Source organism: Acidithiobacillus sp. 'AMD consortium' (assembly GCF_008926505.1).
In the GTDB taxonomy this organism is placed as follows: Bacteria; Pseudomonadota; Gammaproteobacteria; order Acidithiobacillales; family Acidithiobacillaceae; genus Acidithiobacillus; species Acidithiobacillus ferridurans.
Map to the genome: position 1 here is coordinate 2,633,171 of NZ_CP044411.1, position 25,114 is coordinate 2,658,284.

The 25,114-nt window shown below is 60.2% G+C and carries 18 protein-coding genes; 14 read left to right on the plus strand and 4 right to left on the minus strand.

Annotated features, from left to right (window positions below; genetic code table 11):
* Positions 1–35 precede the first annotated feature (35 nt).
* From F6A13_RS13760 to F6A13_RS13800, 10 genes are all read left to right on the plus strand, one after another.
* A complete protein-coding gene (locus F6A13_RS13760) occupies positions 36–1,295 on the plus strand; it encodes an SAM-dependent methyltransferase (protein WP_126604432.1) in 1,260 nt (419 codons plus the stop codon).
* A gap of 61 nt (positions 1,296–1,356) precedes the next feature.
* Entirely contained in the window at positions 1,357–1,935 is a 579-nt protein-coding gene (locus F6A13_RS13765; RefSeq protein ID WP_126604433.1) for a TMEM175 family protein, read from the plus strand.
* A gap of 301 nt (positions 1,936–2,236) precedes the next feature.
* Positions 2,237–5,629: an exodeoxyribonuclease V subunit gamma gene (gene recC, locus F6A13_RS13770; RefSeq protein ID WP_151528352.1), complete on the plus strand. Its 3,393-nt coding sequence runs from the start codon at positions 2,237–2,239 to the stop codon at positions 5,627–5,629.
* Positions 5,626–9,234: an exodeoxyribonuclease V subunit beta gene (gene recB, locus F6A13_RS13775; protein ID WP_126604434.1), complete on the plus strand. Its 3,609-nt coding sequence runs from the start codon at positions 5,626–5,628 to the stop codon at positions 9,232–9,234. Before recC ends, recB begins: the two co-directional genes overlap by 4 nt.
* Positions 9,231–11,171 carry an exodeoxyribonuclease V subunit alpha gene (gene recD, locus F6A13_RS13780; RefSeq protein WP_151528353.1) on the plus strand — a complete coding sequence of 647 codons (1,941 nt, stop codon included), beginning with the start codon at positions 9,231–9,233 and terminating at the stop codon, positions 11,169–11,171. The genes recB and recD overlap by 4 nt, the downstream gene beginning before the upstream one ends.
* Before the next feature lie 165 nt (positions 11,172–11,336).
* Complete coding sequence (locus tag F6A13_RS15885) at positions 11,337–11,465, plus strand: hypothetical protein (protein WP_257248105.1); 129 nt, start codon at positions 11,337–11,339, stop codon at positions 11,463–11,465.
* Positions 11,456–12,277, plus strand: a complete 822-nt coding sequence (locus tag F6A13_RS13785; RefSeq protein ID WP_126604435.1) for a winged helix-turn-helix transcriptional regulator — start codon at positions 11,456–11,458, stop codon at positions 12,275–12,277. Before F6A13_RS15885 ends, F6A13_RS13785 begins: the two co-directional genes overlap by 10 nt.
* Positions 12,278–12,390: 113 nt before the next feature.
* Positions 12,391–14,796, plus strand: a complete 2,406-nt coding sequence (locus F6A13_RS13790) for a TonB-dependent receptor (RefSeq protein WP_151528354.1) — start codon at positions 12,391–12,393, stop codon at positions 14,794–14,796.
* A 194-nt stretch (positions 14,797–14,990) separates the two neighbouring features.
* Positions 14,991–17,354 (plus strand): TonB-dependent receptor, encoded by a 2,364-nt coding sequence (locus F6A13_RS13795; protein WP_151528355.1) that lies wholly within the window; start codon positions 14,991–14,993, stop codon positions 17,352–17,354.
* Between the two features lie 86 nt (positions 17,355–17,440).
* A complete protein-coding gene (locus F6A13_RS13800; protein WP_151528356.1) occupies positions 17,441–18,019 on the plus strand; it encodes a cytochrome b/b6 domain-containing protein in 579 nt (192 codons plus the stop codon).
* 149 nt (positions 18,020–18,168) lie between these two features.
* Here the strand turns inward: F6A13_RS13800 and F6A13_RS13805 are convergent, their stop codons facing one another.
* From F6A13_RS13805 to msrA, 4 genes are all read right to left on the minus strand, one after another.
* Positions 18,169–18,414: a hypothetical protein gene (locus tag F6A13_RS13805; RefSeq protein ID WP_151528357.1), complete on the minus strand. Its 246-nt coding sequence runs from the start codon at positions 18,412–18,414 to the stop codon at positions 18,169–18,171.
* A gap of 397 nt (positions 18,415–18,811) precedes the next feature.
* On the minus strand, positions 18,812–21,388 hold the full coding sequence (locus F6A13_RS13810; protein ID WP_151528358.1) for a cation-translocating P-type ATPase: 2,577 nt from the start codon (positions 21,386–21,388) through the stop codon (positions 18,812–18,814).
* Positions 21,389–21,475: 87 nt separating this feature from the next.
* A complete protein-coding gene (msrB, locus tag F6A13_RS13815) occupies positions 21,476–21,904 on the minus strand; it encodes a peptide-methionine (R)-S-oxide reductase MsrB (RefSeq protein WP_151528359.1) in 429 nt (142 codons plus the stop codon).
* A gap of 5 nt (positions 21,905–21,909) precedes the next feature.
* Complete coding sequence (msrA, locus tag F6A13_RS13820; protein WP_151528360.1) at positions 21,910–22,506, minus strand: peptide-methionine (S)-S-oxide reductase MsrA; 597 nt, start codon at positions 22,504–22,506, stop codon at positions 21,910–21,912.
* Positions 22,507–22,657: 151 nt separating this feature from the next.
* Between msrA and F6A13_RS13825 the strand changes: the two genes are divergently transcribed.
* From F6A13_RS13825 to rlmH, 4 genes are read left to right on the plus strand one after another with little or no spacing between them, the layout of a single operon-like run.
* The gene (locus F6A13_RS13825) at positions 22,658–23,527 is read left to right on the plus strand and encodes a thioredoxin fold domain-containing protein (RefSeq protein ID WP_151528361.1); all 870 of its coding nucleotides are present in this window, start codon (positions 22,658–22,660) and stop codon (positions 23,525–23,527) included.
* 59 nt (positions 23,528–23,586) lie between these two features.
* Positions 23,587–24,243: a nicotinate-nucleotide adenylyltransferase gene (nadD, locus tag F6A13_RS13830; RefSeq protein ID WP_113527498.1), complete on the plus strand. Its 657-nt coding sequence runs from the start codon at positions 23,587–23,589 to the stop codon at positions 24,241–24,243.
* A 24-nt stretch (positions 24,244–24,267) separates the two neighbouring features.
* Positions 24,268–24,624: a ribosome silencing factor gene (gene rsfS / locus F6A13_RS13835; RefSeq protein ID WP_151528362.1), complete on the plus strand. Its 357-nt coding sequence runs from the start codon at positions 24,268–24,270 to the stop codon at positions 24,622–24,624.
* 6 nt (positions 24,625–24,630) lie between these two features.
* Positions 24,631–25,104: a 23S rRNA (pseudouridine(1915)-N(3))-methyltransferase RlmH gene (gene rlmH, locus F6A13_RS13840; protein WP_126604444.1), complete on the plus strand. Its 474-nt coding sequence runs from the start codon at positions 24,631–24,633 to the stop codon at positions 25,102–25,104.
* Positions 25,105–25,114: the final 10 nt, after the last annotated feature.

Consider the following 25,114-nt stretch of genomic DNA (forward strand, 5'->3'; position numbering starts at 1 on the left):
CGTTCCGCTTGGCTTGAAAGGACAGGAGTCTCAACGTGAAAGATCTACGCACCAACTTTTTGGACCACGTCAAAAAGGGTCTCAACGGAAAGCCGCTGTTTCTGCGCATCGTCTTCTGGGATGGCCATGAATACGCCTTTAACCAGGACATCCGCGTCACCATGCGCATCAGCTCCGCCAAACTCATCTCGCGCATGCTCATGGGCAGTGCCCTGGATGTGCTTGGCGAAGGATATGTGGAGGGCACCATCGGCATCGATGGTCGCTATCAGGATATTCTCGCGGTGGCGGAAGGGCTGAGTGACGCCTTCCCCGCCAAAAAACCCAAAATCGGCATTTTCCGCAAACATCAGGCCACCCACAGCAAATCCCGGGATGCCGATGTGATTCACTACCACTACGATGTTTCCAACGACTTCTACAAGCTCTGGCTGGACCGCAATATGGTCTACTCCTGCGGCTACTTCAAAACCGGTGCGGAAGATATCGACACCGCCCAAGAGCAGAAGCTGGACCATATCTGCCGCAAACTCCATCTGCAGCCGGGTGAAAAGCTTCTGGATATCGGCTGCGGCTGGGGTGGTCTGCTGAGCTGGGCCGCAACACATTACGGGATTCAGGGCGTGGGCGTTACCCTCAGCGAGCAGCAGTTTGCCTACGCCAAGGAACGTATGGAACGGGAGGGGCTGGCGGATCGGGTGGAAATCCGCCTGCAGGATTACCGCGACATCCCCGAACGGGATTATTTCGATAAGGTGTCTTCGGTTGGGATGTTCGAGCACGTCGGCCGCGCCAAGCTGGGAGAATATTTTGGCGTCATCAACCGGGTGCTCAAGGAAGGTGGCTGGGTGATGAATCATGGCATTACCGCCAGCCAGCAGGACGACGAAGACGGACATCATTCCGGCAGCGATTTCATGGACAAGTACGTCTTCCCCGACGGGGAAATCCCGCATCTGTGGCGCCTGGTACTGGAAATGGCGGGACAGGATCTGGAAGTCCTGGATGTGGAAAACCTCCGCCCCCACTACGCCCAGACTCTTATCCACTGGGTACAACGCCTGGAAGCACACAAGGACGAAGCCGTCGCCATGGTGGGGGACAAGCGCTATCGCATCTGGGCCATCTACATGGCGGGCTGCGCCTATGCCTTCTGGCGCAACTGGTCAGCCCTGCACCAGGTGCTGGCCGTCAAACAGGGCGGCGCCGAGCTCACGCCGCGGCCCTGGGAGCGGCGTTACCAGCATCAGGAGGATAGCTTCCGCCTGGCCGCGCCGGATTGGGGGGATTTGTAAAAATAGCAGACATCAACCTGTATGGGCGCGGAATCATCCGACTGGGGCAAGGGAATACCGTATGGGCAGAAATCGACTGGAGGCCTTTAGTGATGGCGTGATCGCTATCATCATCACCATCATGGTCCTCGAAATGAAAGTGCCCCCTGGTGAGCACCTGCATGCCCTCCTGCCGGTGCTCCCGGTGTTCCTCAGTTATGTGATGAGCTTTATCTACGTCGGCATATACTGGAATAACCATCACAACATGCTACAGGCCAGCGGAAAGGTGAACGGCGCCATTCTCTGGGCCAATCTGCACCTGCTCTTCTGGCTCTCTTTGTTTCCGTTTGTGACGAGCTGGATGGGTGAAAACCATTTCGCCGTCGCTCCTACCGAACTGTACGGCGTCGTACTTTTTATGGCCGCCGTCGCCTATCTTATTCTCCAGTCTTGCATTATCGCCGCCGGGGCGCCGACCTTGCGCCGCGCCGTCGGTCGAGACTGGAAAGGGAAGGCCTCGCCCGCCCTCTATTTCATAGGTATTGTTTCCGCCCAATGGTCCCCCACGGCGGCCAAACTCATCTATCTGGGCCTGGCCTTGTTGTGGTTGATTCCGGATCGCCGGATAGAAAATCTCCTCGTCGACAGCAAGGAATGAGCATGCCCCACTCGGGGTGACGATGACGCCCGCTGCGCCCGAATAACGTCCGCGATGGCCTGCTGGATTTCCGCCTCGTGGTTCATCACGCGGAGCGGGACGGTTTGTTACCGGAGTTCTGGGTTATACTCGCAACAAGGGCAGGGTCGCATGACAAAACACCCATAACCTTACCGAAGTCGCAAGAGGGGGCGGGGATGAGCCGGCACAGACGTTTACTGGGTTGTTTTCAGGCAGATGCCCGCGAACGGTCAAAGAATCCATACCGAATCACGCCGGTCGGCTCGGCGCCCGCCCTCGCATGAGTCATCCGGAAATCGAACCGGGCTTTATCGTCCTCCACGGCGACCGTCTGGAGTGGCTCGGCGATGCCGTTCTGGAATGGTTGCGCGAGCACCCGCTTCGGCCACTGGAAGAGGAAATCTTCCTCGTCCAGAGCAACGGCATCGCCGAGTGGCTGCAATGGACACTGGCAGCCCATGAGGGCATCTGTGCAGCGGTGCGCGTCGCCCTGCCGGGGCGTTTTCTCTGGGAAAGCTATGCACGGGTGCTGGGCACCGGCATCGTCTCGGGCCGCGCGCCGCTGGACAAGGCACCGCTCACCTGGCGACTGATGCGGCTCTTGCCGGAACTGCTGGCCCATGCCGATTTCGCCCCCTTGCGGCATTTTATCGGCCAGTCACAGCGGCCGGACGGCGCATTGGAGCGGCGCTGGCAAATGGCCGCGCAGATCGCCGATCTCTTCGACCAGTATCAGGTCTATCGTGGCGACTGGCTGGCGGACTGGGCCACAGACCAGTCCCTGCTGCGGCGGGGCGATGGCGAGCGGGTGACCCTGCCCGCCGACCAGTGCTGGCAACCCCGGCTCTGGCAGGCGTTACGGCAGGACCTGCACAGCAGCGGGCAGGACCAGGCGCTGGGCCGGGCGCAGGTGCATGAGCAATTTCTCGCCGCCCTGAATGCCGGGCGCCCCCCCGTAACGCCCTTGCCCCGCCGCGTCGTCATCTTCGGAGCAGCCACCCTGCCGGAACAGAGTCTGACCGCGCTGGCCGCGCTGGGCCGGCAGATGCAGGTGATCCTTGCGGTGCCCAACCCCTGCCGCTACCACTGGGCCGACATCGTCTCGGGACGCGAATTGCTCAGGCGCGAGCGCCGTCGCCAATCCCCGCGCAACGGCCACGATCTCTCTGCCACCGCAACAGAGGACCTGCATCAGTTCGGCAACCCCCTGCTCGCGGCCTGGGGACGTCAGGGCCGGGATTTTCTCCATCTGCTGGACCAGTTCGATGAAACGGCGGCATTGCAGCGCCAGATGGACATCCCGCGCATCGATCTCTTCAGCGAAGATCAGGGCGCCACCCTCCTGCGCCAGTTGCAGGTGCAAATCCGTGATCTGGAAGGCATCAGGCCGGAAACCTGCACGGCGCTCGACGACAACGATCACTCCGTGGTCTTTCACATCGCCCACAGCGCCCTGCGCGAGGTGCAGATTCTCCACGATCAACTGCTGGACCGCTTTGCCGCCGGCACACTGCAACCCCGCGACGTAATCGTCATGGTCCCGGAGATCGGCGGTTTTGCGCCCCTCATCCGCGCCACTTTCGATCAATATGACCGGGAAGACAGGCGTTACATTCCCTACCACATCGTCGATCTGCAGGCCCGCGACGAACAGCCCCTGCTCCTGGCCCTGGACTGGCTGCTGCGGCTGCCAGAACAGCGCTGCCGACAGAGCGAAATCCGCGATCTCCTCAACTGCCCCGCCCTGCGCCGGCGCTTTGGTCTGGAACTGGAGGACCTGCCCATCGTGCAGCACTGGCTGGCCGAGGCCGGCTGGCGCTGGGGGCTCTCGGCAGAGCACCGGGCCGCGCTAGGCATGCCCCATTGCGGTCCCCAGAACAGCGGCGACTTTGCCCTGCAACGCCTCTGCCTCGGCTATGCCAACGGCGACGACAGCCATTTCTCCGGGATCGAGGCCTACGGCGAGGTGGGCGGGTTGGACGCCGCGCTCCTCGGCCCCCTCGGTCAATTGCTGGAAAAGCTGGAGCACTGGCAGCACGTTCTGGTGGAATTTCTGGTGCCGGGACGCTGGGGTGAAGCGGCCCGCAACCTGCTCACGGACTTTTTCAGCGCCAGCGATGACGACGATGAGGCGCTCCTGCAAAATCTGGAAGAGGCCCTGCGCCAATGGCTGGAGGACTGCGCGGCGGCAGGTTTTGACGAAGCGCTCCCCCTCGCGGTATTTCGCGGCGCCTGGCTGGAGATGCTGGATGCGCCGGATCTGGGGCGCAGCTTTCTTGGCGGCGGAGTCACCTTCTGCACCCTCCTGCCCATGCGCGCGGTGCCCTACCCGCTGGTCTGCCTGCTCGGTATGAACGAGGGCGATTACCCGCGGCGCAGCCCCCGTCCGGACTTCGACCTCATGGCGCTACCCGGCATGGCCCGCCCCGGCGACCGCTCCCGCCGCGATGACGACCGCTATCTGATGCTGGAGGCGCTCCTGGCCGCCCGTCAGGAGATCTACGTCAGTTGGGCGGGAAGGGATCAGCGCAATAACCATGAACGGGCGCCCTCCCTGCTGGTGGCGCAGTTGCGGGAGGCCATTCGCGACGGCTGGCCGCTGGCCCTGGAAGAGCGCACTTTCGAGCATCCCCTACAACCCTTCAGCCCCGACTATCTGTCCGGCAAACCCGGCCTGCGCACCTGGGCCCGCGAGTGGTATCCCTCTCCGCACAGCGCCCCGGAAAACACCGCGCTACCCGACCCCGCCGAGGTCACCCCCCGCAGCATCCGCGAGCTGCTGGAGTTTTTTCGCCTGCCCGCCCGCGCCTTTTACCGGCAACGCCTGCGCACGGACTTCAACGAAGAAGATCCGGCTGAGGAGGACGACGAACCCTTCACGCTGGACAGCCTCGAAACCTATCACCTGCTCGAAGACCTGCTCCGCGCCGCAGAAAAAAACGGCCCTGACCGAGTTGCCGAAAGAGCGCGGGCACAACAGCGCGGTGGTCGCTATCCCCTCGCGGGCATGGCGGCGAGAACCGCGGCCGCGCTGCTCGACGACATCACTCCCGTCCTGACCGTCTGGCAGGAGATCCGCATGGAATGGGCCGCAGCGCCGCAACGACAGGCTATTACCCATGCCCACGGCCGGATATTGCTGGAGGACTGGCTGCCCACATTGCACCAAAACAGTGCAGGAGACCTCGCCTTCGTCCAGCTCCGCGCCAGTCGCCTACTGAATAAGGAGAGCCAAAAACCCGAAGGGGATAAACTCGCAGCGCTCTGGCTCCAACAGTTGCTCGCCAATGCCGTCGGCCTGCGCTGCGATGGCATCGTGGTGGGCCGGGATGTGCTTGTCCGCGCCGCGCCACCGCCACCGGGCGCCATGGCCGCACTGGACGATCTGCTGGATCTCTGGCAGGAAGGTCTCTGCGAGCCCCTGCCGGTCACCCTCAAAACCGCCCTCGTCAGTCTGCAGGGCAAAAACCCGGCGCCGATTTACGACGGCAATGACCACCTGCCCGGCGAAGTCAGGAAAAATCTCAACCTGTTCCGCGATTATCCCGACTTCGCCGCCCTCAGCAGCGCCCGAACCGGGCTGCAACGACGCGGCTTCGCAGAATACGCCGCAGCCCTCTACCGCCCCTTCGCCGACTGGCTGGAAACCCTGGAATGGCAGGCGCATCCATGACCACGATCCTCGACCCCCTGCACCTGCCCCTGCACGGCAGCCGCCTCATCGAGGCCAGCGCCGGCACCGGCAAAACCTGGACCATCGCCGCCCTCTATCTGCGCATGATCCTTGGGCATGGCGCAGAAGGTGAGCGCTTCGCACGCCCTCTTCTGCCCGAAGATATTCTGGTGATGACCTTCACCCGCGCCGCCACCCAGGAACTCAAGGAACGCATCCGCGATCGCCTGCAAACGGCCGCCCGATATTTCCGCGGCAGCGAACATCCAACGCAGCCAGATCCCTTTCTCGAAGCGCTGCTGGCCGACCATCCCGACCCCGTGGTCCGCGCCCGCGCCGCGCATCAGCTTGCCTTGGCGGCCGATGCCATGGATGACAGCGCCATTTTCACCATTGACGCCTGGTGCCAGCGCACCCTGCGCGAGCACGCCTTTGCCACCGGCAGCGACTTCCGCGAGACGCTGCTTCTGGATGAGACCGATCTGCGCGACGACGCGGTGCGCGACTTCTGGCGGCAGGAGATCTATCCGCTGAGCGAACCCGTCCTCGATGAGGTCCTCCAGCTCTTTTCCAGTCCCGACAAGATCCGGCAGGAAACAGAAGCCCTGTGCAAACTCGATCCGCCCCTGCCCGCCCCCGAATCGACACTGGCGGACTGGCTGTCCGCCGCCGTCGGTGCGCCCCGACGGCAGCTCGCCACCCTCAAGGCGCAATGGGCGGCGGAGCATGATGCTTTTGCGGAGTGGCTGTTGGGGCTCGTAAACGGTCCCAAGGCAGACAATCCATTGAATGGTAAAAGCCTAAGCGCAGCGATTGTCAGTCGGGCCCTCGCCGCGCTGCGTGATTGGGCCGACCATTCCGATATATTGATTCCCGACGAACCGGATAAATGCCAGCGCCTTGCTGCCAGCCAACTGCCCGAGTATTGCAAAAAAACACCGCCTCTCGTCATCCACCCCGCTGCCGAGACACTGGATACCCTGTTCAGGGAGTTGGAAACCATCGCCCAACAGTTCGCCCAACTGCATGGTGAAATTCGCACCCACGCCGCCGCCTGGATCAACGCCCGGCTGAGTCAGCTCAAGGCCCAGAGCGGGCAGGTCAGCTTTGCCGACTATCAGCAGCGCCTCGCCAGGGTACTGCACGACAAAACCCAGGGACCGGCACTCGCCGCCCGCCTGCGGCAGAAATATCCCGCCGCCCTCATCGACGAGTTTCAGGACACCTCCGCCCTGCAATACCAGATCTTCGACGACATCTACCACGCCGCCGACAACGACCCCAATACCCTGCTTCTGCTCATCGGTGACCCCAAACAGTCCATCTACGCCTTTCGCGGCGCGGACATCGGCAGTTATCTGCAGGCACGTCGCCTGACCGAGGGCCGCCATTACGCCCTCGGCACCAATTATCGCTCCAGCCATGCGCTGGTCAGCGCCCTCAACGCCATCTACACCGCCGCCGAACACGACGACCCCCAAGGCGCTTTTGCCTATGCGGCCCCCGGTGCCGACAACCCGCTCCCTTACCAGCCGGTGCAGGCCCATGGCCACCAAAAAGTCTGGCGGATCCATGGCAAAGCCGCCCCCGCGCTGACTTTCTGGAATGCCGGCGGGAAACTGAACAAAGGCGACTATCTGGAACGCTGCGCAGCACAGGCCGCAGAATGCATTGTCGGACTGCTCGACAACCCGGAAGCAGGATTCGCGCAGGAGGGAGAAATCACCCGACGGCTGGAGGCCAAGGACATCGCCATTCTCGTCCGCGATCATCATGAAGCCGCCAGCATCCGTCAGGCCCTCCACCACCGCCGATTACGCAGCGTCTTTCTCTCGGAGCGGGATTCCGTCTATGCCAGTGAGGAAGCCCGCGAACTGCTTCTCTGGCTGGAGGCGGTGGCCGAACCCGAAGATGCCCGCCGTCTGCGCGTCGCCCTCGCCCTGCCGCTGCTGGGACGGTCTTTCAGCGCCCTGGACGCCTTTCATCAGGACGAAGCGGCCTGGGAGGCGCAACTGGAGCAGTTCCAGGATCTGTCCCGGCAGTGGCGGCGGCAGGGCGTCCTGGCCATGCTCCACCACAGCATCCATCAGTTCGGCATTGCCGCCCGCTTGCTGACGCAGCCCGAAGGCGAACGTCGCCTCACCAACCTGCTCCACCTCGGTGAACTCTTGCAGCAGGCGAGCGCCACCCTCGACGGTCCCGAGGCCCTCATTCGCCACCTGCGCGAGGCCATCGCCGCCGGAAGCGATCAGAGTGATGCCCACATCCTGCGTCTGGAGAGCGATGCCGGACTGCTGCGCGTGGTCACCATCCACGCCGCCAAAGGTCTGCAATATCCCCTGGTTTTTTTGCCCTTCATCGCCACCTGCAGGCCCGCCAGGGCCAACCCCTTTACGGTCATCCACAGCGCGGACGGACAGTCCGCCATCCACTGGGAAAGCGGCGACACGGCAGCGGCAGAAAGGGCACGGTTGCAGGAAGATCTCCGCCTCCTCTATGTCGCCCTCACCCGCGCCGAACACGCCCTCTGGCTGGGCCTCGCCGAACGCCAGGACAGGAAATCCCATATCTTCACCGGCAGTGCCATCGCCCATCTGCTGGGTAGCGAACGCACCGCCCGCGATCTCGCCACCTTGCTCGAAGACTGCGCCCGCCGCTCTCCGGAGATTGTCGTCGAGACGCTACCGGACAGCATCCCCACGACGCTGTTCATGCGGCCCCTCGACAACGCCCACAACCCGCCTGCAGAGTACACCGCCAGCTTCGAGAAGCACTGGGGCGTTGCCAGCTTCTCCCATCTGGTGCGCGAACTCCCTGCCGACCCGGCGGCGCCACCGACGCCCCGGCGCGCCCAGGCTGGCGCGCCATGGCATCGCTACCCGCAAGGCATGAACGCCGGCACCTTTCTTCACGACCAACTGCAACGCCTCGCCCGGAACGGCTTTGCCCAAATCGGTCAGGACCACTTTGCCGAACAACTGCATAAGACCTGCGCCCAGGCCGGCCTGGGCGACTGGGTCGAGGAGACCGCCGAATGGCTGCAAGCCATCGTCCATAGCCCCCTTGCCCCCCTCACGGCGACGCTCTGCGATCTCAGCGACACCCTGAGCGAAATGGCCTTCTGGTTTCCCAGCGACGCCTTGCGCAGCGACGACCTGGACAGGCTCTGCCAACAACATATTTTCCCCGACGCCGATCGCCCCAGGCTCCCCCAGCGGGTCATTCACGGCATGATGCGCGGCTTCATGGACCTCGTCTTCGAGCAGGGGGGGCGTTACTACGTCCTCGATTACAAATCCAACGTGCTCGGCAGCGAGGATGCCGATTACCACGCCAAAGCACTGCGCGACGCCACCCTCGGTCATCGCTACGAACTGCAATCCAGCCTCTACCAACTGGCCCTGCACCGCCTGCTGCGCCAGCGCATGGGCAGCCGTTACCGGCCCGAGGCCCATCTCGGCGGCACCCTCTTCTTCTTCCTGCGCGGGCTGCAAGGACCGGAGCAAGGCATGCTCCATCTTCCCGCCGACCTCGCCCTGCTCGATGCCCTCGACGGCCTCTTCGGCGGACCGCAGCGAGCAACCCAGCCAGGAGTAAGCCCATGACCAGCCCCATGATCGACCAACTCCGCGCCTGGACCAGCGCCGGCTGGCTACGGCCCCTCGACCTTGCCTTCGCGCAGTTCCTCATCCGCCTGGACCCGCAGGCCCCGGCCCTCCTGCCCCTGGCGGGCGCCCTCCTCGCGCGGCTGGAGGGAGAAGGCCACACCTGCATCGCGCTGGAAGACTTCCTCGGCGCGCCCGAACGCTTCCTGGACTGGCCTGCGTCGGGGCACGCCATGCTGGCCACCGCACTCGGTGACTGGCCCCATGCCGCCCAATGGACGGAAACCCTCGCCCGTAGCCTCTGCGTACAGGTCACCGAACGCAACGCCTCCGACCCGGCAAACGGCGCAGAAACACCCCTGGTCCTCAGCGCCGCCCGCCTCTATTTGCGCCGCTACTGGCGCGACCAGCAATTCATCGCCGCGACCCTGCGCCAGCGCGCCCAACAGCGCGTCGCCGATGCCGCCAACCCCGAGGTCTTAAGGCCCTGGCTGGAGCAGCTTTTCCCGGCATCTGATGAACCCGACGATGCACTCCCCTGGCAAAAAATCGCCTGCGCCCTCGCCCTGCGCAGCCACTTCAGCATCATCACCGGCGGCCCCGGTACCGGCAAAACCTACACCGCCGCGCGCTTCATGGCCTTGCTCATGGCGACCAGCAGCACACCCCTGCGCATCGTGCTTGCCGCCCCCACCGGCAAGGCCGCCGTGCGCATCGACGAATCCCTGCAGAGCGCGGTCGGCACCCTTCCGCAATTGAGCCGAATACCCGATATGACTGCCGCCTTCGCCCGCCTGCGTCCGGCGCGCACCCTGCACAGCCTGCTCGGCGCCCGCCCCGACAGTCGTCGCTTTCGCCACGATGCCGCCAACCCCCTCGAACTGGACGTACTCGTGGTGGACGAAGCCTCCATGATTCATCAGGAGATGATGGCCGCCTTGCTCCGCGCCCTGCCGCCTGCGGCCCGCCTCATCCTCCTCGGCGATCAGGACCAGCTTGCCTCCGTCGAAGCGGGAGCGGTGCTGGCCGAACTCAGTCTCGGCAGCGGTAAATACGACGCCGAGACCTGCCGCTATATGCAGGCCAGTTGCGGTGCCGCGCCGCAGCCCGGCGACAACGGCCCCGGCCCCCTTGCCGCAAACATCATCCGCCTGCAACGCAGCCATCGCTTCAATGCAGAAATCGGCGCGCTGGCGGACGCCGTGCATAGCGGCCACCCCGAAACCGCCATCCGTATCCTGCAAACGGCGCACACTGGCACCCTCGCCTGGCAACCCGCCCCCGCCATCCACCAGATACTGGAACTCGCCCGCTCGGAAAGCGCCTATGGTCCGGTCTGGCAAACTGCAGGCCAGCCGCCACCCAAAGACCGGCAACAACATAGCGCATGGGTTAAAACCATCCTCAACGACTACGCTGGTTTCCGCGTCCTCTGTGCCCTGCGCCAAGGCCCCTGGGGCGTTACCGGCGTCAACCGCGCCATCGAAGACTACTTGCAGCGCCAGGGCATCCTGCAGAGCCGCGGCCTTTGGTATGCCGGCCGCCCCACCCTCGTCACCCGCAATGATCCCAACCTCGGCCTCAGCAATGGCGACATCGGCATCGCCCTGCCCGACCTGGATAAACGCCTGCGCGTCTACTTCCCCAATGGCGAAGCCCCCCCCCGCGCCATCCTCCCCAGCCGCCTCAACCACACCGAAAGCGCCTGGGCCATGACCGTCCACAAGGCACAGGGTTCTGAGTTTGCCCACACCGTCCTCATCATTCCCCCGGAAGACAGCCCCGTCCTCAGCCGCGAACTGCTCTACACGGCCATCACCCGCGCCCGCAAATGCTTCACCCTCATCGCTCCCCGGGAGCGACTGGAAAACGCCATTCAGCGCCAGACACGGCGAATGAGCGGGTTACATGCGGCGTTAAATGATCCCAGGCGCTGAATGTCACCGACATCAACTTTGTGACCAGGCTGGAGCGAATCTCCACAGGTCAGATTTCGACGGTTCGTTCTTGTCATAACATAGTCATGCAATCTTCATATTAGTGTCACATAAGCCAGTTACGCTAAGGGGAGCCGCTATATCAGCCCCCATAAGGAGATCTGCATGAGTCAACCCACGGGCACACACGTACCCCAACCGGGCGTCATCGAATCCCTCAACCATGCCCTGATGAACTTCTTCCATTGGTTCGTCACCTTCACGGCAAGCATGAGATTTTTACCATGTTATTGATTTTACTAGATAGTGTTGTTGTACACAGCGTACATGTGCTACATGCGGCGATGCTGGCGCAGACGCGCGCGCCCCTGCCGATCCGGACCGAATCACCGCAAGGCCCACGAATCCTTCTGCTGGTGAATGCACGGACCAACGGTAAAACGATCGTCTCTGTCGAAATAGCTCTGGAACGCACCGGCGGCAGGGTAATGCGGGTCACCGAGCGTGCCGAAGCCGAACAGTTGGTGCGCCGCTGGGATCCTCAAGTAATGGTCCTGCTCGGGTGGTCTAGCAGTATGCGCGACTGGCTGCGGCATCTGCAATTCGCATCGCGTCAGGGCGAATTGCCCTTCCTGGTGGTCGGCAATAGTGCGGGAGAAAACCACGAGGAAACAAACGCCGTAGCGGCTCTGGAAACAGGTGCACAGGCGTATATCCCTGCCGGTATGGGGCTGGGAATCTTAACCGCCCAGGTATGCGGTCTCCTCAAAAAGCTGCGCACACAAGCACCTGCCCGATTGGTTCAAGAGGAAAACCTCTGCATCGATCTGGTATCACTGCGTGTCTGGATATTGGGACAGGAAATTCATCTACCGCGACGACTTTTCTATCTGCTGTACTATTTCGCCACCCATCCGGACGAAGTCGTTTCCAACGAGCAGATCGCCGATATCCTGTGGGGGGGCAAGAGCACCTATCTCGCTCCCAATACCCTGGTGGTCAAGATTTATCGTCTACGCAAAATTCTGGAAAGTGCCGGCGCCAAAGGCTGGCTGGAAACAGTGCACAGTTTCGGATACCGCTTTTCACCACCAAAGAATGTGTGAAATGTCATAATAACGTCATAACAATGTCATATTAACGCCACCTCAGTGACACATGGATGCAATATTCGGCCGTTAGTATAGGGGCCATTCCAAGAGGCAAGAGGCGTATATCCGTGAAACATCAGTATCGTTATCATCCTTTATTTAGTGCATTGATTGCTGCGGGTTTATGTGGGATGTCCAGCATGGCGCTCGCTACCGGTGTAACCGCTCCCACCACCTCGTCCAGTATTAGCGTTGGAGAAGTATCCTCTACCACCGGCGCTCTAAACACGCTGACCCATCTCCCCACTAAAAAACAGGTGTTCAATTCCACCCAGTCGGTAAAAGTCATCAATAAGCGTCAGATGGCTACCGCAGGGCCGGCGGGTGGGGCGGCACAAGCGCTGGCCGTGGCCCCGGGCATCAATGTCGCCACCGATGGCCCGAGTGGCGCGCCGCGCTCATCGATCAGCATCAACGGCATGAAGACCGGCTGGGGCAACATCGCGGGCAACGCGAATGATGGCACGGTCATGGTCACTTTTGACGGTGTACCCATGGTGGATCCGGCTTACGGCGTCTGGCAGGGCTCAGAGCTGCCCCAGATGTCCATGATCAGGGGCATTACCGCAACCTACGGTCCAGGCTATCCGCTGAATCGCTGGTACAACAATATTGGCGGATCCATTAATTTTTCGCCGCTGCAACCGACCAGGAAGGCCGGGGCATCCATAGGCATGTACTATGGGAGTTTTGATTCCAAAGGTATCCACTTCAATATTCGCACTGGCCAGCACGACGGCTGGTCAGGGATCATTGCGGGTGGGGTAGGCAGCAGCGGAAACTATTTGAACGGGTATGGGTTCAACAATCCCGGTAATAATTATGCCTATTATGGAAAGGTCCGGAAAAGCTTTCGTGGCGGCCACATCAGTTTTGGTGGCTACGTCTCACGTTCTGTGGCCTACAGACCATTGCCAATCCCGGTAACCGCCAATCCCAATGTCACTATCTACGGGGTCAACCCAAATACCGGAACCGTGAATCCCGGACCCATCTACAGTCAACAAACCACGGGCTTTTATACCACCCTCCCATATTCTGTTTACTGGAAGGAAGCTTTTGTAAAGACCTATCTCATTTATTCTCGCTTCGAACAACATCTTACCCCCAGCATGGTGATCCATAACCTGCTATGGTATCGCTATGGCGACCGCGTGCATCTGCACTACAACAATACCGGCAATGCTGCCAACGTGCTGAATCAGCATTATAACGCCTCCGACCATACCTACGGGGACAAGCTTTATCTGACCGTAAACGCACCATACAACAATATTTCACTCGGCGGGTATTTCCTGAACTCGAAATACAACTCCCTGTTGTATTTCTACAATCAGAACCAGATTGCGACTTATGATTCGCTAAGCCCCAATGCCGGAAATAACGTAATCATCAATGGTTCTCCGGTATACAACAGCCCATCCTTGCCGAGCGCATTCCATAGCTCGTATCTCTACATGACAGACCTTGCGGCCTTTGTCCAAGACGTCATCCACCCTATCCATGGTCTGCGCATTACCCCCGGTATCCGCGTGGTTCAGTTTCAAACCAACTTTGTGAACAACTCTGCCGCCCAATTCCCCACGAGTGTGGCTAACCTGATCGGCCACAACGGCGATTATCAACCGAACTCATCGACGAATTTCACCGAGTTCGAACCGTCCATCGGCATCAACTATAAGGTGACGCCCAATGTTGCGCTATATGGAAACTACGCCACCGGCTACAAGGCACCGGCGGGCGCTACCGGGACGTATGCGCATGAATTGACATCCACGTTACAGCCGCAAAAGTCGACACAGTACCAGATTGGGGTAAAGGCGTATGTCAAAAGTTATGGACTGCTGCATCACGCCGTCTTCAATGCTAATTACTACCATCTGAATGATACCAATGAAATCATCCCCATCCCGGTTGTCAACCATCTTTACTCGCGCTTCGCATCGGGTTCGTCGGTATTCAGCGGTGTCAATCTGTCGATGGACGACAATCCGCTCTACAATCTATACCTGTTCTCCAACGTGAGTTTCGAGAAGGCCACTTACTCAAACTACACCACCGGTCATGGCGTATCCTACGCTGGCTTGCCTATTTCTAATGTGCCGGCGCAAACCGCCAACATCGGCGCCTACTATCAGCTTTATAATTCGGGCATTCTTTATGAGCCAAGAGTCTGGTGGCAGTATACCGGTGTCCAGAACATCTACAACAACAACACCGGAGCTCCCACAAGTCAGAAATTGCCCAGTTTTGGCATATTCAATGCCGCACTGCGGGTCAAGGTATCCAAAAGATATCTGTTTGCCGGGATGCATGATGCCTCGGTTAATGTAACAGTCCTTAATCTTCTGAATAAGCAATACAACAATTACGAGTATATTTCCGGTGGCGGCTATTATGGCGTGGCCGGCCAGATACTTGGGGAACCAGGTATGCCACGCTCGGTTTATCTTAGTGTAAACGCCTCATTCTAGCATTACGAAGTAACACGGTTCGCCGGGGCGAGTCATTCCTTCGCCTCGATTTTTAAATGTATTATTGTCATAATATGGTCATTGTAACGTAATAATAGTGTCACAATTCTCCTGTATCGTTTTCCCTGTTGTTTTGGCAACATTAATGAAATCATGCAGTTTTATACGATCATATTCTTATACAGGAGCCAGAAATGAATAAGCGGACTCGTATGAACCCGTTATTGTTCGCAATGTGTACCGCAGGGCTTTGCACCTGGAATACCCTAACAGCCGCATATGGTGCCAATTCAGGCGGCCAATCCACCAGTGTCGGCGAGGTAAATGCTTCGGCCAGCGCACTTTCTGAATCTGCCAAGGCGCTGGCCAGCACCGACGGCAAGCTGACCAAGAAGAAAATCTTCCAATCCACCCAATCCCAGGCGGTTCTCGGGAAGCGTGAAATTCAGGGTGTAGGTCCCGCCGCGGGGGCGGCACAAGCGCTCTCTCTGGCACCCGGCATCGCTGTCCGTGGTTATGGCGGCATCTCCTCGACCGCGCGCTATGAAATCGCAGTGCGCGGCGTAAAGGTAGGCTGGTCATCCGTGAATGGTGACGTCGAGCGCAATGGCTTGACGGTGCTGTTTGACGGAATCCCCATGAACAACCTGATTTCCCATAACGGCGGCTGGGATTCCAACGAAATCCCCATTCTCCAGATGATCCATGGCATCAACGTGACCTACGGCCCCGGAAATCCCGCCGGCCGGTGGTTCGACAGCATCGGTGGCACCATCAACTTTGTGCCGCTGCAGCCATCCATAAAACCGAGCGCTGAAATAGGTACCACCTTCGGCAGTAACGGCACTCTCGGCTACAACTTTGACCTCAAAACGGGAATGTACGATGGCTGGTCCGCGGTTCTGGCCGGAGGTTATACGAAAAACAATACGTTCCGCACCGGTACGTTCAATGCGCCGTCCCAGTCTCTCGCCTATTTTGGCAAGGCGGTGAAGACCTTCCGGAGTGGCACCTTCAGCCTTGGCGGCTATGTCGACAGTTCGCGGGAGTTCAGGCCCAATTTCATACCGGTTACCCCGATACCGGGCATCACCACCCAGGGCCTGAACGCCAATGCGCCTTTATATAGCCAACAGACCAGCGGGTTTTACGCATCTCTGCCTGAGTCCATCTGGTTTAAGCAATTGAAAGTACAGGGCTACATGTTGTACTCCAAGTTGAACCTCAAGCTCAGCAGGGACGTCACCCTGCACGAAATGGCCTGGTATCGCCATGGCCACCGGGTGCATTACCGCATTACCAACTTTGTACCAGGAAGCAGCGTGAATTCCGAGTATTACCATCCGAACTCGGAAACTTATGGCGACAAGCTGTATTTCGACTGGCGCCTGCCTATGAACCTCCTGAAGGCCGGAGGGTCGTGGATTCATCAGCAATACACCACGCCCTATGCAGGATACAATACACTCATGGGCACCAGCCCCTCCTTCCCCAGTCAGTACAATAGTGACGTTCTGTATAACAACTATCTGACGGGCTTCATTCAGGACACGTTCACCCCGTTCTCCGGCTTCAAGATTACTCCGGGCATTGCTGCCGTCCAGTACCAGACCCAGATGTATAATAATGGGGCCCAGGCATTCCCCAATCTTCCTGCCGGCGCCCAAAATCAGACGCTGATCAACAGTGCTGCGGATACCATATCCGGTCTTGAACCTTCGGTTGGAGTTCGCTTTGCTCCGGTAAAGTGGGGCTCACTATATGCCCATTATGCCCGGTCTTATCAAAATCCCACCGACAATAACTTTGGCGCCTACAACAGCCACGGAGGCAATATAGACTTCAACAGTTTGAAGCCGGTAAAAAGCACGGATTATGAAGTCGGAGCCAAGTTTCTCGTGCACAACTGGATGTTGCTGCATAACTTCACGTTCAATATCAACTACTACTATGATCACTTGGCCAATGAGACCATAGCGACCTATCTGACAAACATCGCACAGACCAAGTTTGCCGCGGCCAATGCGGTGGTGAACGGCGTCAATATCGCGATGGCCGACAACCCCTCCTGGAACTGGCATCTGTTCGCCAATCTGGCGCTCAATCATTCGTACTACACCTCGTATACTCCGCAGGGTGGGGGTACGACCATATATGGCGCCAACGTATCTTATAGCCCGTACCTCACCATGAGCGCGGGTATTGACTATCGGTACTACTACCATGGATTCCTGTTCTCCCCACAGTTCGTGGATCAATACACCAGTTCACAGTACCTCTTCAATAATTTAACCGGTGCGCCATCGCACCAGAAGCAGCCGGGATACAATGTCTCCAACCTCAGTCTTGGGATAAAAACGACCCGATTGAATCCATACGTCCCGACCCTGAAAGACGTAAAGCTCTCCGTGGGAATATACAATCTCTTTGATGCGCACTATAACCCCATTGAGTACATCACCAGTGGTGGATACTTCGGCGGTAACAGTGCCGGTGCCATTCTGGCTGATCCGGGGGCACCACGGCAGTATTTTATGACGGTATCCGCGAAGTTCTAAGACTTTTTCGCGCTGCGTGGTGTCACGCAGCGCGCTTTTCATTGATTTTGTTACACTAACGGATTTATCAAACTACGGAGTTTCACATGCCTGAAGAGATTCAAGAGTGGCCAAGAAGTACGCGATGGATACATGCGGGATTTGCGTTGGCGGTAACGCTTCTGCTGTTCAGCGAACTTGACATGAAGGCCATATGGAAAAAAGTCGGCGAACTTCCATTCCGGCATTTACTGTTTCATATGCATATGTGGATTGGCATGTTTGCAGCGATTATTGTTGTCGCATTCTGGGCGCAGGTTTTCTCCAACAAAAACCTGCGCTCACACCTGTTCCCCTACAGCGGGCCGTACTTGGACAACGTCTGCACCGATATCAGGGGGCTGGCAAGCAGAAAGCTGCCGCCAAGCGGGATGCGCGGCGGGGTGCCGGGCATGGTACATGGTTTTGGTTTGGCTGCCGTGACCGGCATGGCCCTCCTGGGATTTATCATGTTTTTCCTGATTCCAAATTATGGAGTGGCTGCGCCCATAGGCTTCTACCAGCTTCCCAAGAAGATGCACGACTTTCTTTCTTCATTTGTCTGGTTGTACTGGTGGGGTCATATTGGCATGGCTACACTTCACGCAAGCAAATCCCCGGTCATTTTTCGCATATTCAGACCGTAGTAGCGCAACCCTCGGCTTGGTTTAGCGGCCCCGGAAAGCGGCTCCTGGAATACTCCAGGAGTATGCGCTTCCGGGGTTACCGGGTAGCATTAGTTCTCGGGATTTACGCTCCGTACCTTTAGCGGCCCGCGTGACCTCCCCGGAAATTCCTAGTGATCGGCACGGTGATAGTCCCGATGCCGGTATTCCTGCCGCCGATTTTCCCGGTGCCACTCGTGATCCCGATATCTACGCTCATCCCGATACCTGTAGTGGTCCTCCCGTGGGCCATAGTAAGCCGGATACTTCATATAGTAATGATCCGCATAGCCCCTCTGGTCAGCAAATCCATCCTGGGCAACGGAAAACGTCAGCCCGAGGATGATCAACGGCATCATAGCCAGTTTTTTTCTCATATGATTTCACCTATACCAAACATATACGGCAATAATATTTGACAGCCATCATGGATGCATTGACACCGGACCGTTGCAATCAGTGATCTTCACCATGATGCCACCCGCCTTCTCCCCTTCCTCCATAATAGCCGCCATAACCCCCATAATAGCCGCCATACGGGGGAGCTATTATGCATCCGGAAAGCATGGAAGCGCTCACAAAAACAAAAAGCGCCATATAAACCAGTCGCCTTACCTGCCTCAGCTTGTTCATGATTTTCTCTCCAAAAAGGTTTGCGACACCAATCCGTAATACTTCCTGCTAATAAAGCATTCCGTGACATGCATGACCCATACGCCAATCATGACACAATTAACCGGTTAATCAGATAGAAAGTCAAGCTATCGAATGGCCTTACTTTTGTGTCCAGTGCAACCGTCGATTGTTTGTCCAGCGCACGGTTTGCAGCCACAGAACGCAGAGCACTACCAGCCCGCCGGCGATCAGCAGTGGCGGCATGCCGATGGCGGCGAAACCCATCACACCGCGCATGAAAGGAATCGCCAGGACCGCGACGAGCACCGCGCCCACTCCCACGAACATGGGCGCCAGCAAAGAATTGTTGCCACTCAGATTACGCAGAGCCGGACGCGTGAGGTCGCGGTTGGCGAGGATCAACAGAAACAGTGCAAACACCAAGGCACTGAATATGCTGATACGAACGTCTTTTTCGGCCCAACCCAGGTGTTGCAACCATGCCGATCCCGCCAGAAGAATGGCCGCAATCCCCAGGCCTTGGGTCAAGGCAAAACCGATGTTACCCGAGGCAAATGGATTGGCATGGAGGGAACGCGGCGGCCGATGCATGATGTCGGCGGCTGCGGGTTCGGCCTCGAATACGATGGAACAGGCAGGATCGATGAGCAGTTCCAACAGCACGATATGCACCGGCAGCAGTAATACCGGCCAGCGCAGAAGCGCCGGAAGCAGCGCCAGCGCGACGATGGGCATATGCACCGCAAACACGAAGCGTGTAGCTTTGGTGATGTTGTCGTAGATGCGCCGTCCACTGCGGATGGCACCGACGATACTGGCAAAACTATCGTCCAGCAGCACCAGCGCCGCAGCCTCCCGCGCCACATCGGTGCCATGTTCGCCCATGGCGATGCCGACATCGGCGGCCTTCAGGGCCGGGGCATCGTTGACGCCGTCACCGGTCATGGCGACCACCTCGCCGGCCTGTTGCAGTGCCCGCACCAGACGCAGCTTCTGTTCAGGCAACAGGCGGGCGCACAGATCGACCTGTTTCAAGCGCAGACGTAGCGCCTCGTCATCCAGTGCGGCGATTTCGGGGCCGGTGATGACCTCGGCACGCTTCGACAACCCCACCTGCCCGGCGATCGCGCGCGCTGTGGCAGGATGATCGCCCGTGAGCATCAACACCCGTATACCGGCGTCGCGGCATTCGGCAACAGCGGCGGGAACGTCGGGACGTGGCGGATCGAAAAAGCCTACCAGGCCAAGAAATCGGAAATCGAAATCGTGCTGGGTTTTGGGCCAGGGAGTATCGGGGTTGCCAGCCTCCCACAGGCCCCTGGCCACGCCCAGCACGCGCAGACCTCGTGCGGCCATGGCTTCCACCCGCTGCTGGATCGCCAACCTGTCCGCCGCGGACAAGTGGCACAAATCGGCCACGGCTTCAGGCGCGCCTTTGGTCGCCAGCAGATGCGCATCGGGTCGCGCACCGGAAAACACCCGGGTCATCGCCAGAATGTCGGGGGATAATTCATACTGAAACTCAGGCTGACGGTCGTCATGGACATGTTCGGTCCCGGCCAGACGCCCATGGCCGAATACCTGGATGGCCTTTTCCATCGGGTCGAAGGGATCGATGGGAGTGGCCAGCATCGCAAACTCGACCAGGGTATGGAAGGTCTCTGGGAGATCGGGTTGGGCCACCACGAATACGGCGTCGCCCACCGCAAGTTCCGCCACCTGCATGCGGTTCTGCGTCAGCGTGCCGGTCTTGTCCACCGCCAGCACGGTGATCGCACCCAACGCTTCCACCGCCGGCACGCGTCTGGTGAGTACCCTGGCTTTGGCGATACGCCAGGCGCCCAGCGCCAGGAACACGGTGAGAATGACCGGAATTTCCTCGGGCAGGATGGCCATCGCCAGGGCGATACCGGACAGCAGGCTTTCCAGCAACGCGCGGCCATCCCACAACCAATCCACCAGAACCAGCGATACCGCCAGCAACAGCGCGGTCGCCGTCAGGTTACGGATGAGGTTGCGCGAGGACTGTTGCAGGCCGGAGGTCGCCTCTTGCGTTGTTGCCAGCGCCTGACCGATGCGGCCGACGGCGGTGCCGATCCCCGTAGCCTGCACCACCGCGAGGCCCACCCCCCTGGTGACCACGGTGCTGGCGAACAGCGCAGCGCCGTCAGCACCGCCCGACGTGGCCAGCGCGCCGAGCTCCGGATTGGGGAGCTTGTCCACCGGCACCGCCTCCCCAGTGAGCAGCGACTCATCCACCGTGAGCTGGCCCTGCACCAGTTGCGCATCGGCGGCGATGCGGTCCCCCTCATGCAGGACCAGGAGATCGCCGCGCACCACCTCGCGCCCGGCGATCCGCAACTCCCGATCGTCGCGGATCACCAGCGCCCGCGGCGCGGAGAGATCGCGCAACGACTCCAGCGCGCGCTGGGTCTTGCGCTCCTGGGCCAGGGTAATGCCGATGACCACGAACACGAAGGCCAGCAGAAACAGCGCTTCGGCATGGTCGCCCAGCAGCAGATAGATGCCGCCAGCCACCAGCAACATCACGAACATCGGCTCGGCCAGGACACCGAGCACGATGGCCAGCAGCGTTTTTGGCGTGCTTCCGGGCAGAAGGTTCGGGCCATCTTCGGCAAGGCGCCGGGCCGCGGTTGCGCCGTCAAGTCCGGTAAATGGACGGACGTCCGCTTGCGCCGCAGGGCGTGTATCCATATTCAATGCTCCCCCTGTCCGGTAACACATCCCGCTATCCGCCAGCAACAACCCCGTCGACGACGGAAACCAGGATGCCGCAGGGTCCTACGATGTGGCCCTTTGAAAGCGCAGCGCCGCCGAATTCAAACAGTAACGCCGCCCCGTCGGGGCCGGACCATCGGAAAACACATGCCCCAGGTGGCTGTCGCAACGCGCGCAGCGGATTTCCGTGCGTACCATGCCATGACTGGCATCGCGGATCTCATGGATATGGTCGGGTGCAAAAGGCTCCCAAAAACTCGGCCAGCCCGTCCCCGACTCAAACTTGGTTGCCGAGCGAAACAACGGCAACCCACACAAAGCACAAACGAAAGTCCCGTCGCCCTGTTCGTGCAGCAACCCACCGCAGAAGGGCGGCTCCGTGCCATGTTCAAAAAGGACATGGCGCACCTCGGCAGACAATCCTTGCGCCATTTCTGCGCGCTTCCCGGCATCGATGGGGGTCAGATCAAAACCTGCGGATGAACGGATCATCGTCATCACCTCCGTTGATTCTCGCGCAACCATTGCGGAAAGCGCGTGCGCAGTTTTTCCACTTTCGGCAGCGCCACCGCACATATATAGGGCTGATTCGGATGCTGGCGGGCATAATCCTGATGATCGTCTTCCGCCGGATAAAAATGCGTCAGGGGCGTGATTTCGGTGGCGATGGGTCCGGCAAAAACCTTCGCCTGATCAAGCTGCGCCACATAGTCCCGCGCCAGCGCCGTCTGAGCGTCATTCAGGGTGAATATCGCGGACCGGTATTGCGTCCCCACATCATTCCCCTGCCGGTCGTGCTGCGTCGGATCGTGGGCCACCGCAAAAAAGACCTGTAACAGCCGGCCAAACGACAGCAACGCCGGGTCGTAGTGAATCTCTACCGCCTCGGCGTGGCCGGTCGTCCCCGTGCATACCGCCCGGTAATTGGCCGTTTCCGCCGCGCCGCCCGTATAACCGGACACGACCCGCGTCACTCCCGCGAGGCCCAGATACACCGCCTCCACGCACCAGAAGCACCCCGCCGCCAATACCGCCACACCCGGCGTATCGGCAGCGGCATCCTCCCGGTCGGGGGCGGGAATCGTCAACGCCATGACCTGTACTCCATGTGAACGGACCCTGTCCAAAGCATAGCCGCAAAGCTCCGCCAGACCAACCGTCGGCAGACGATGTGCCAGACTCCGGCACATTTGCTAGTATCCACGCTTCAAAGAAATTCGTCCTGCAAAATTCTGGGGAAGGGCCATGGAAACGGAAGATCGGAGCGGTGGAAAAAAGGCGCGCGTAGGATTCGGAAAGTCCGCAGGGGCGGCTTTGGGCGCATTGTTCTTCGGCCCGCTACTGCTCGCCGGGTGCGCCACCAGCCCGAATCTCCAATCCGCGGAGCATCTGGTGCAAGACAACTTCCACGGCAAGGCCCATGTGGTGAAGGTCTTTCCGGGCCCCACCCAAAAACTCACCGGCATCATCGCCGAAAACAGCCAGCATCAGCAGGGGATACTCTGGATGTTGTCCAATCGCTACCTCCTGCTCGGCCCGGTGGTGAACGATAAGGGCCAGGATATCACCCAGGCGGCCACGGAGAAGTATCTGCCCCAACCCCGAAAGGTCCCCGCCGGACAGGTCGCCCCGGCGGCCATGCAGGCACCGGGCTTCACGATCGGTCACGCGGGGCCACTCATGGTGGTGTTTGCCGACCCCAACTGCATCTACTGCCATCTGCTCTGGGAGGCATTGCAAAAACCCATCGCCGTCGGTCAACTCCGGGTAAAACTGATCCCCGTCGGTTTTCTGAAAGATTCCAGCGCCGCCAAGGCAGCCACGATTCTCGCCGCCCCCGACCCGGCGGCAGCATGGGCGGAGAACGAGAAGGGGTTTGACAAAAGCACCGAGGAGGGTGGCACCCGGCCCCTGGCGCAGATTCCCGCCGAAGACATGAAGGCGGTCCATGCCAACACCGCCTTGCTTCAGTCCAGCGGTGAAGAAGCGACGCCGACCCTGCTTTTCTGCCGGAAGAAGAGGATGGTGCTGGTCCATGGCATCGCCGTGAGCGGACTGCCCGCGCTCATTCACTCGCTCCGTGGCGATGTCAGCGCGGAGGGCTGCACCCCCTGATCTCCGCCGGTTCTGCCGGACGACTTCCCCCGCAGGCAGCCCTTGGTTATATTCCACTAATGCACAGTTCCACACATGATGATCTGGTCATCCTCGGCGGCACCTTCGACCCCATCCATTACGGGCACCTGCGCGCCGTGGAGGAGGTGCGGCAGGCCCTCGGCATTGCACAGGTAATGCTGATCCCGGCGGGGCACCCGCCCCACCGCGAAAGCCCCTGGGCCGACGCCCGCCACCGTCTGGCCATGACCCGCATCGCCGTCGCGCACCATCCGCAATTCACGGTCAGTTCCTGGGAAGTGGAGCGGGAGGGGCCGTCCTACACCGTGGATACCCTCACCGCCCTGCGTCGGCAACGCCCGGATGCGGTACTCGCCACGGTCATCGGCATGGATGCCTTTCTGCGCTTCGACACCTGGCACCACTGGCAGCACATTCTCGACCTCACCCACCTCGTCGTTACCGGGCGCCCGGGCTGGCCTGCCGCCGAATTACCCGAAGCCCTGCGCCAGGCCCTCTATCAGCGCCGTTGCGAAGATGTCGGCGCCCTGCGCCAGACGCCCGCCGGCTGTATCCTGTTTCATACGGTCACAGCCCTGGAAATCTCCGCCAGCAGTATTCGCAGCCTGCTCGCCGGTCATCAGAGCCCGCGCTTTCTGTTACCGGACGAGGTATTGGATTATATTGACGCCGAAGGGCTCTACCAGAGCCCATAGCCCGACAACAAAGGATCATAACACTTGGCGACAGCAGAAACCCTTCGCGACCTGGCCATCTCCGTTCTGGATGAACACAAGGCGCTCGACATCAAGAGCATCGATGTCCGCAAACAGACCGACATCACCGACTATCTCATCATCGCCTCCGGCACCTCCGACCGCCACTTGCGGGCGCTGGCCGACGCGGTGATGGCACGCATGCGCGAGGAAGGCGTAAAACCCATAGGCAAGGAAGGCCTCACCGTGGGCGACTGGGTGCTGGTCGACCTCGGTGATGTGGTCATCCATGTGATGCGTCCGGAAGTGCGCGATTTTTACCAACTGGAGCGGCTCTGGGGAGAACTTCCGCAGATGCGTAACCAAAGCGAGGGGCACTGATCCGCGATGCGCCTCTGGGTGCTGGCCATCGGCAGCAAAATGCCGGCTTGGGTAGAGGCGGGCGTCGCCGAATACAGTGCGCGGATGCCGCCGCAACTGCGCGTCGAGTGGCGGGGATTGCCGCTGGCACGACGCGGGCGCAGCGGCGACCCGGCCCGCTGGCGGCGCGAGGAAGGTGAACGGATACTGGCGGCAACCCCGGCCGGAGCCGAGCGGATCGCACTGGAAGTAGACGGCAGGAATCTGGACAGCGAGGCACTGGCGCAGCGCATCGACACCTGGTTCCACGGCGGGCGCGATGTCGCTCTGTGGGTCGGCGGCCCCGACGGCCTCGACCCGGCCCTGCAACCAGACTGGCGCTGGTCCTTGTCGCCCCTGACCCTCGCCCACCCGGTGGTGCGTGTCGTGCTGGCCGAACAATTATACCGGGCCTGGAGCATTCAGGCCCGATTACCTTATCATCGTGGCGGAGAGGAGTGACGCTGAAGTG

What these genes read in the sequence shown, in the direction of transcription:
- F6A13_RS13765 (WP_126604433.1), top strand. Translation starts at nt 1,357, where the DNA reads ATGGGCAGAAATCGACTGGAGGCCTTTAGTGATGGCGTGATCGCTATC.
- recC (WP_151528352.1), top strand. Translation starts at nt 2,237, where the DNA reads ATGAGTCATCCGGAAATCGAACCGGGCTTTATCGTCCTCCACGGCGAC.
- recB (WP_126604434.1), top strand. Translation starts at nt 5,626, where the DNA reads ATGACCACGATCCTCGACCCCCTGCACCTGCCCCTGCACGGCAGCCGC.
- recD (WP_151528353.1), top strand. Translation starts at nt 9,231, where the DNA reads ATGACCAGCCCCATGATCGACCAACTCCGCGCCTGGACCAGCGCCGGC.
- F6A13_RS15885 (WP_257248105.1), top strand. Translation starts at nt 11,337, where the DNA reads ATGAGTCAACCCACGGGCACACACGTACCCCAACCGGGCGTCATCGAA.
- F6A13_RS13785 (WP_126604435.1), top strand. Translation starts at nt 11,456, where the DNA reads ATGTTATTGATTTTACTAGATAGTGTTGTTGTACACAGCGTACATGTG.
- F6A13_RS13795 (WP_151528355.1), top strand. Translation starts at nt 14,991, where the DNA reads ATGAATAAGCGGACTCGTATGAACCCGTTATTGTTCGCAATGTGTACC.
- F6A13_RS13800 (WP_151528356.1), top strand. Translation starts at nt 17,441, where the DNA reads ATGCCTGAAGAGATTCAAGAGTGGCCAAGAAGTACGCGATGGATACAT.
- F6A13_RS13805 (WP_151528357.1), bottom strand. Translation starts at nt 18,414, where the DNA reads ATGAGAAAAAAACTGGCTATGATGCCGTTGATCATCCTCGGGCTGACG.
- F6A13_RS13810 (WP_151528358.1), bottom strand. Translation starts at nt 21,388, where the DNA reads ATGGATACACGCCCTGCGGCGCAAGCGGACGTCCGTCCATTTACCGGA.
- msrB (WP_151528359.1), bottom strand. Translation starts at nt 21,904, where the DNA reads ATGATCCGTTCATCCGCAGGTTTTGATCTGACCCCCATCGATGCCGGG.
- msrA (WP_151528360.1), bottom strand. Translation starts at nt 22,506, where the DNA reads ATGGCGTTGACGATTCCCGCCCCCGACCGGGAGGATGCCGCTGCCGAT.
- F6A13_RS13825 (WP_151528361.1), top strand. Translation starts at nt 22,658, where the DNA reads ATGGAAACGGAAGATCGGAGCGGTGGAAAAAAGGCGCGCGTAGGATTC.
- nadD (WP_113527498.1), top strand. Translation starts at nt 23,587, where the DNA reads ATGCACAGTTCCACACATGATGATCTGGTCATCCTCGGCGGCACCTTC.
- rlmH (WP_126604444.1), top strand. Translation starts at nt 24,631, where the DNA reads ATGCGCCTCTGGGTGCTGGCCATCGGCAGCAAAATGCCGGCTTGGGTA.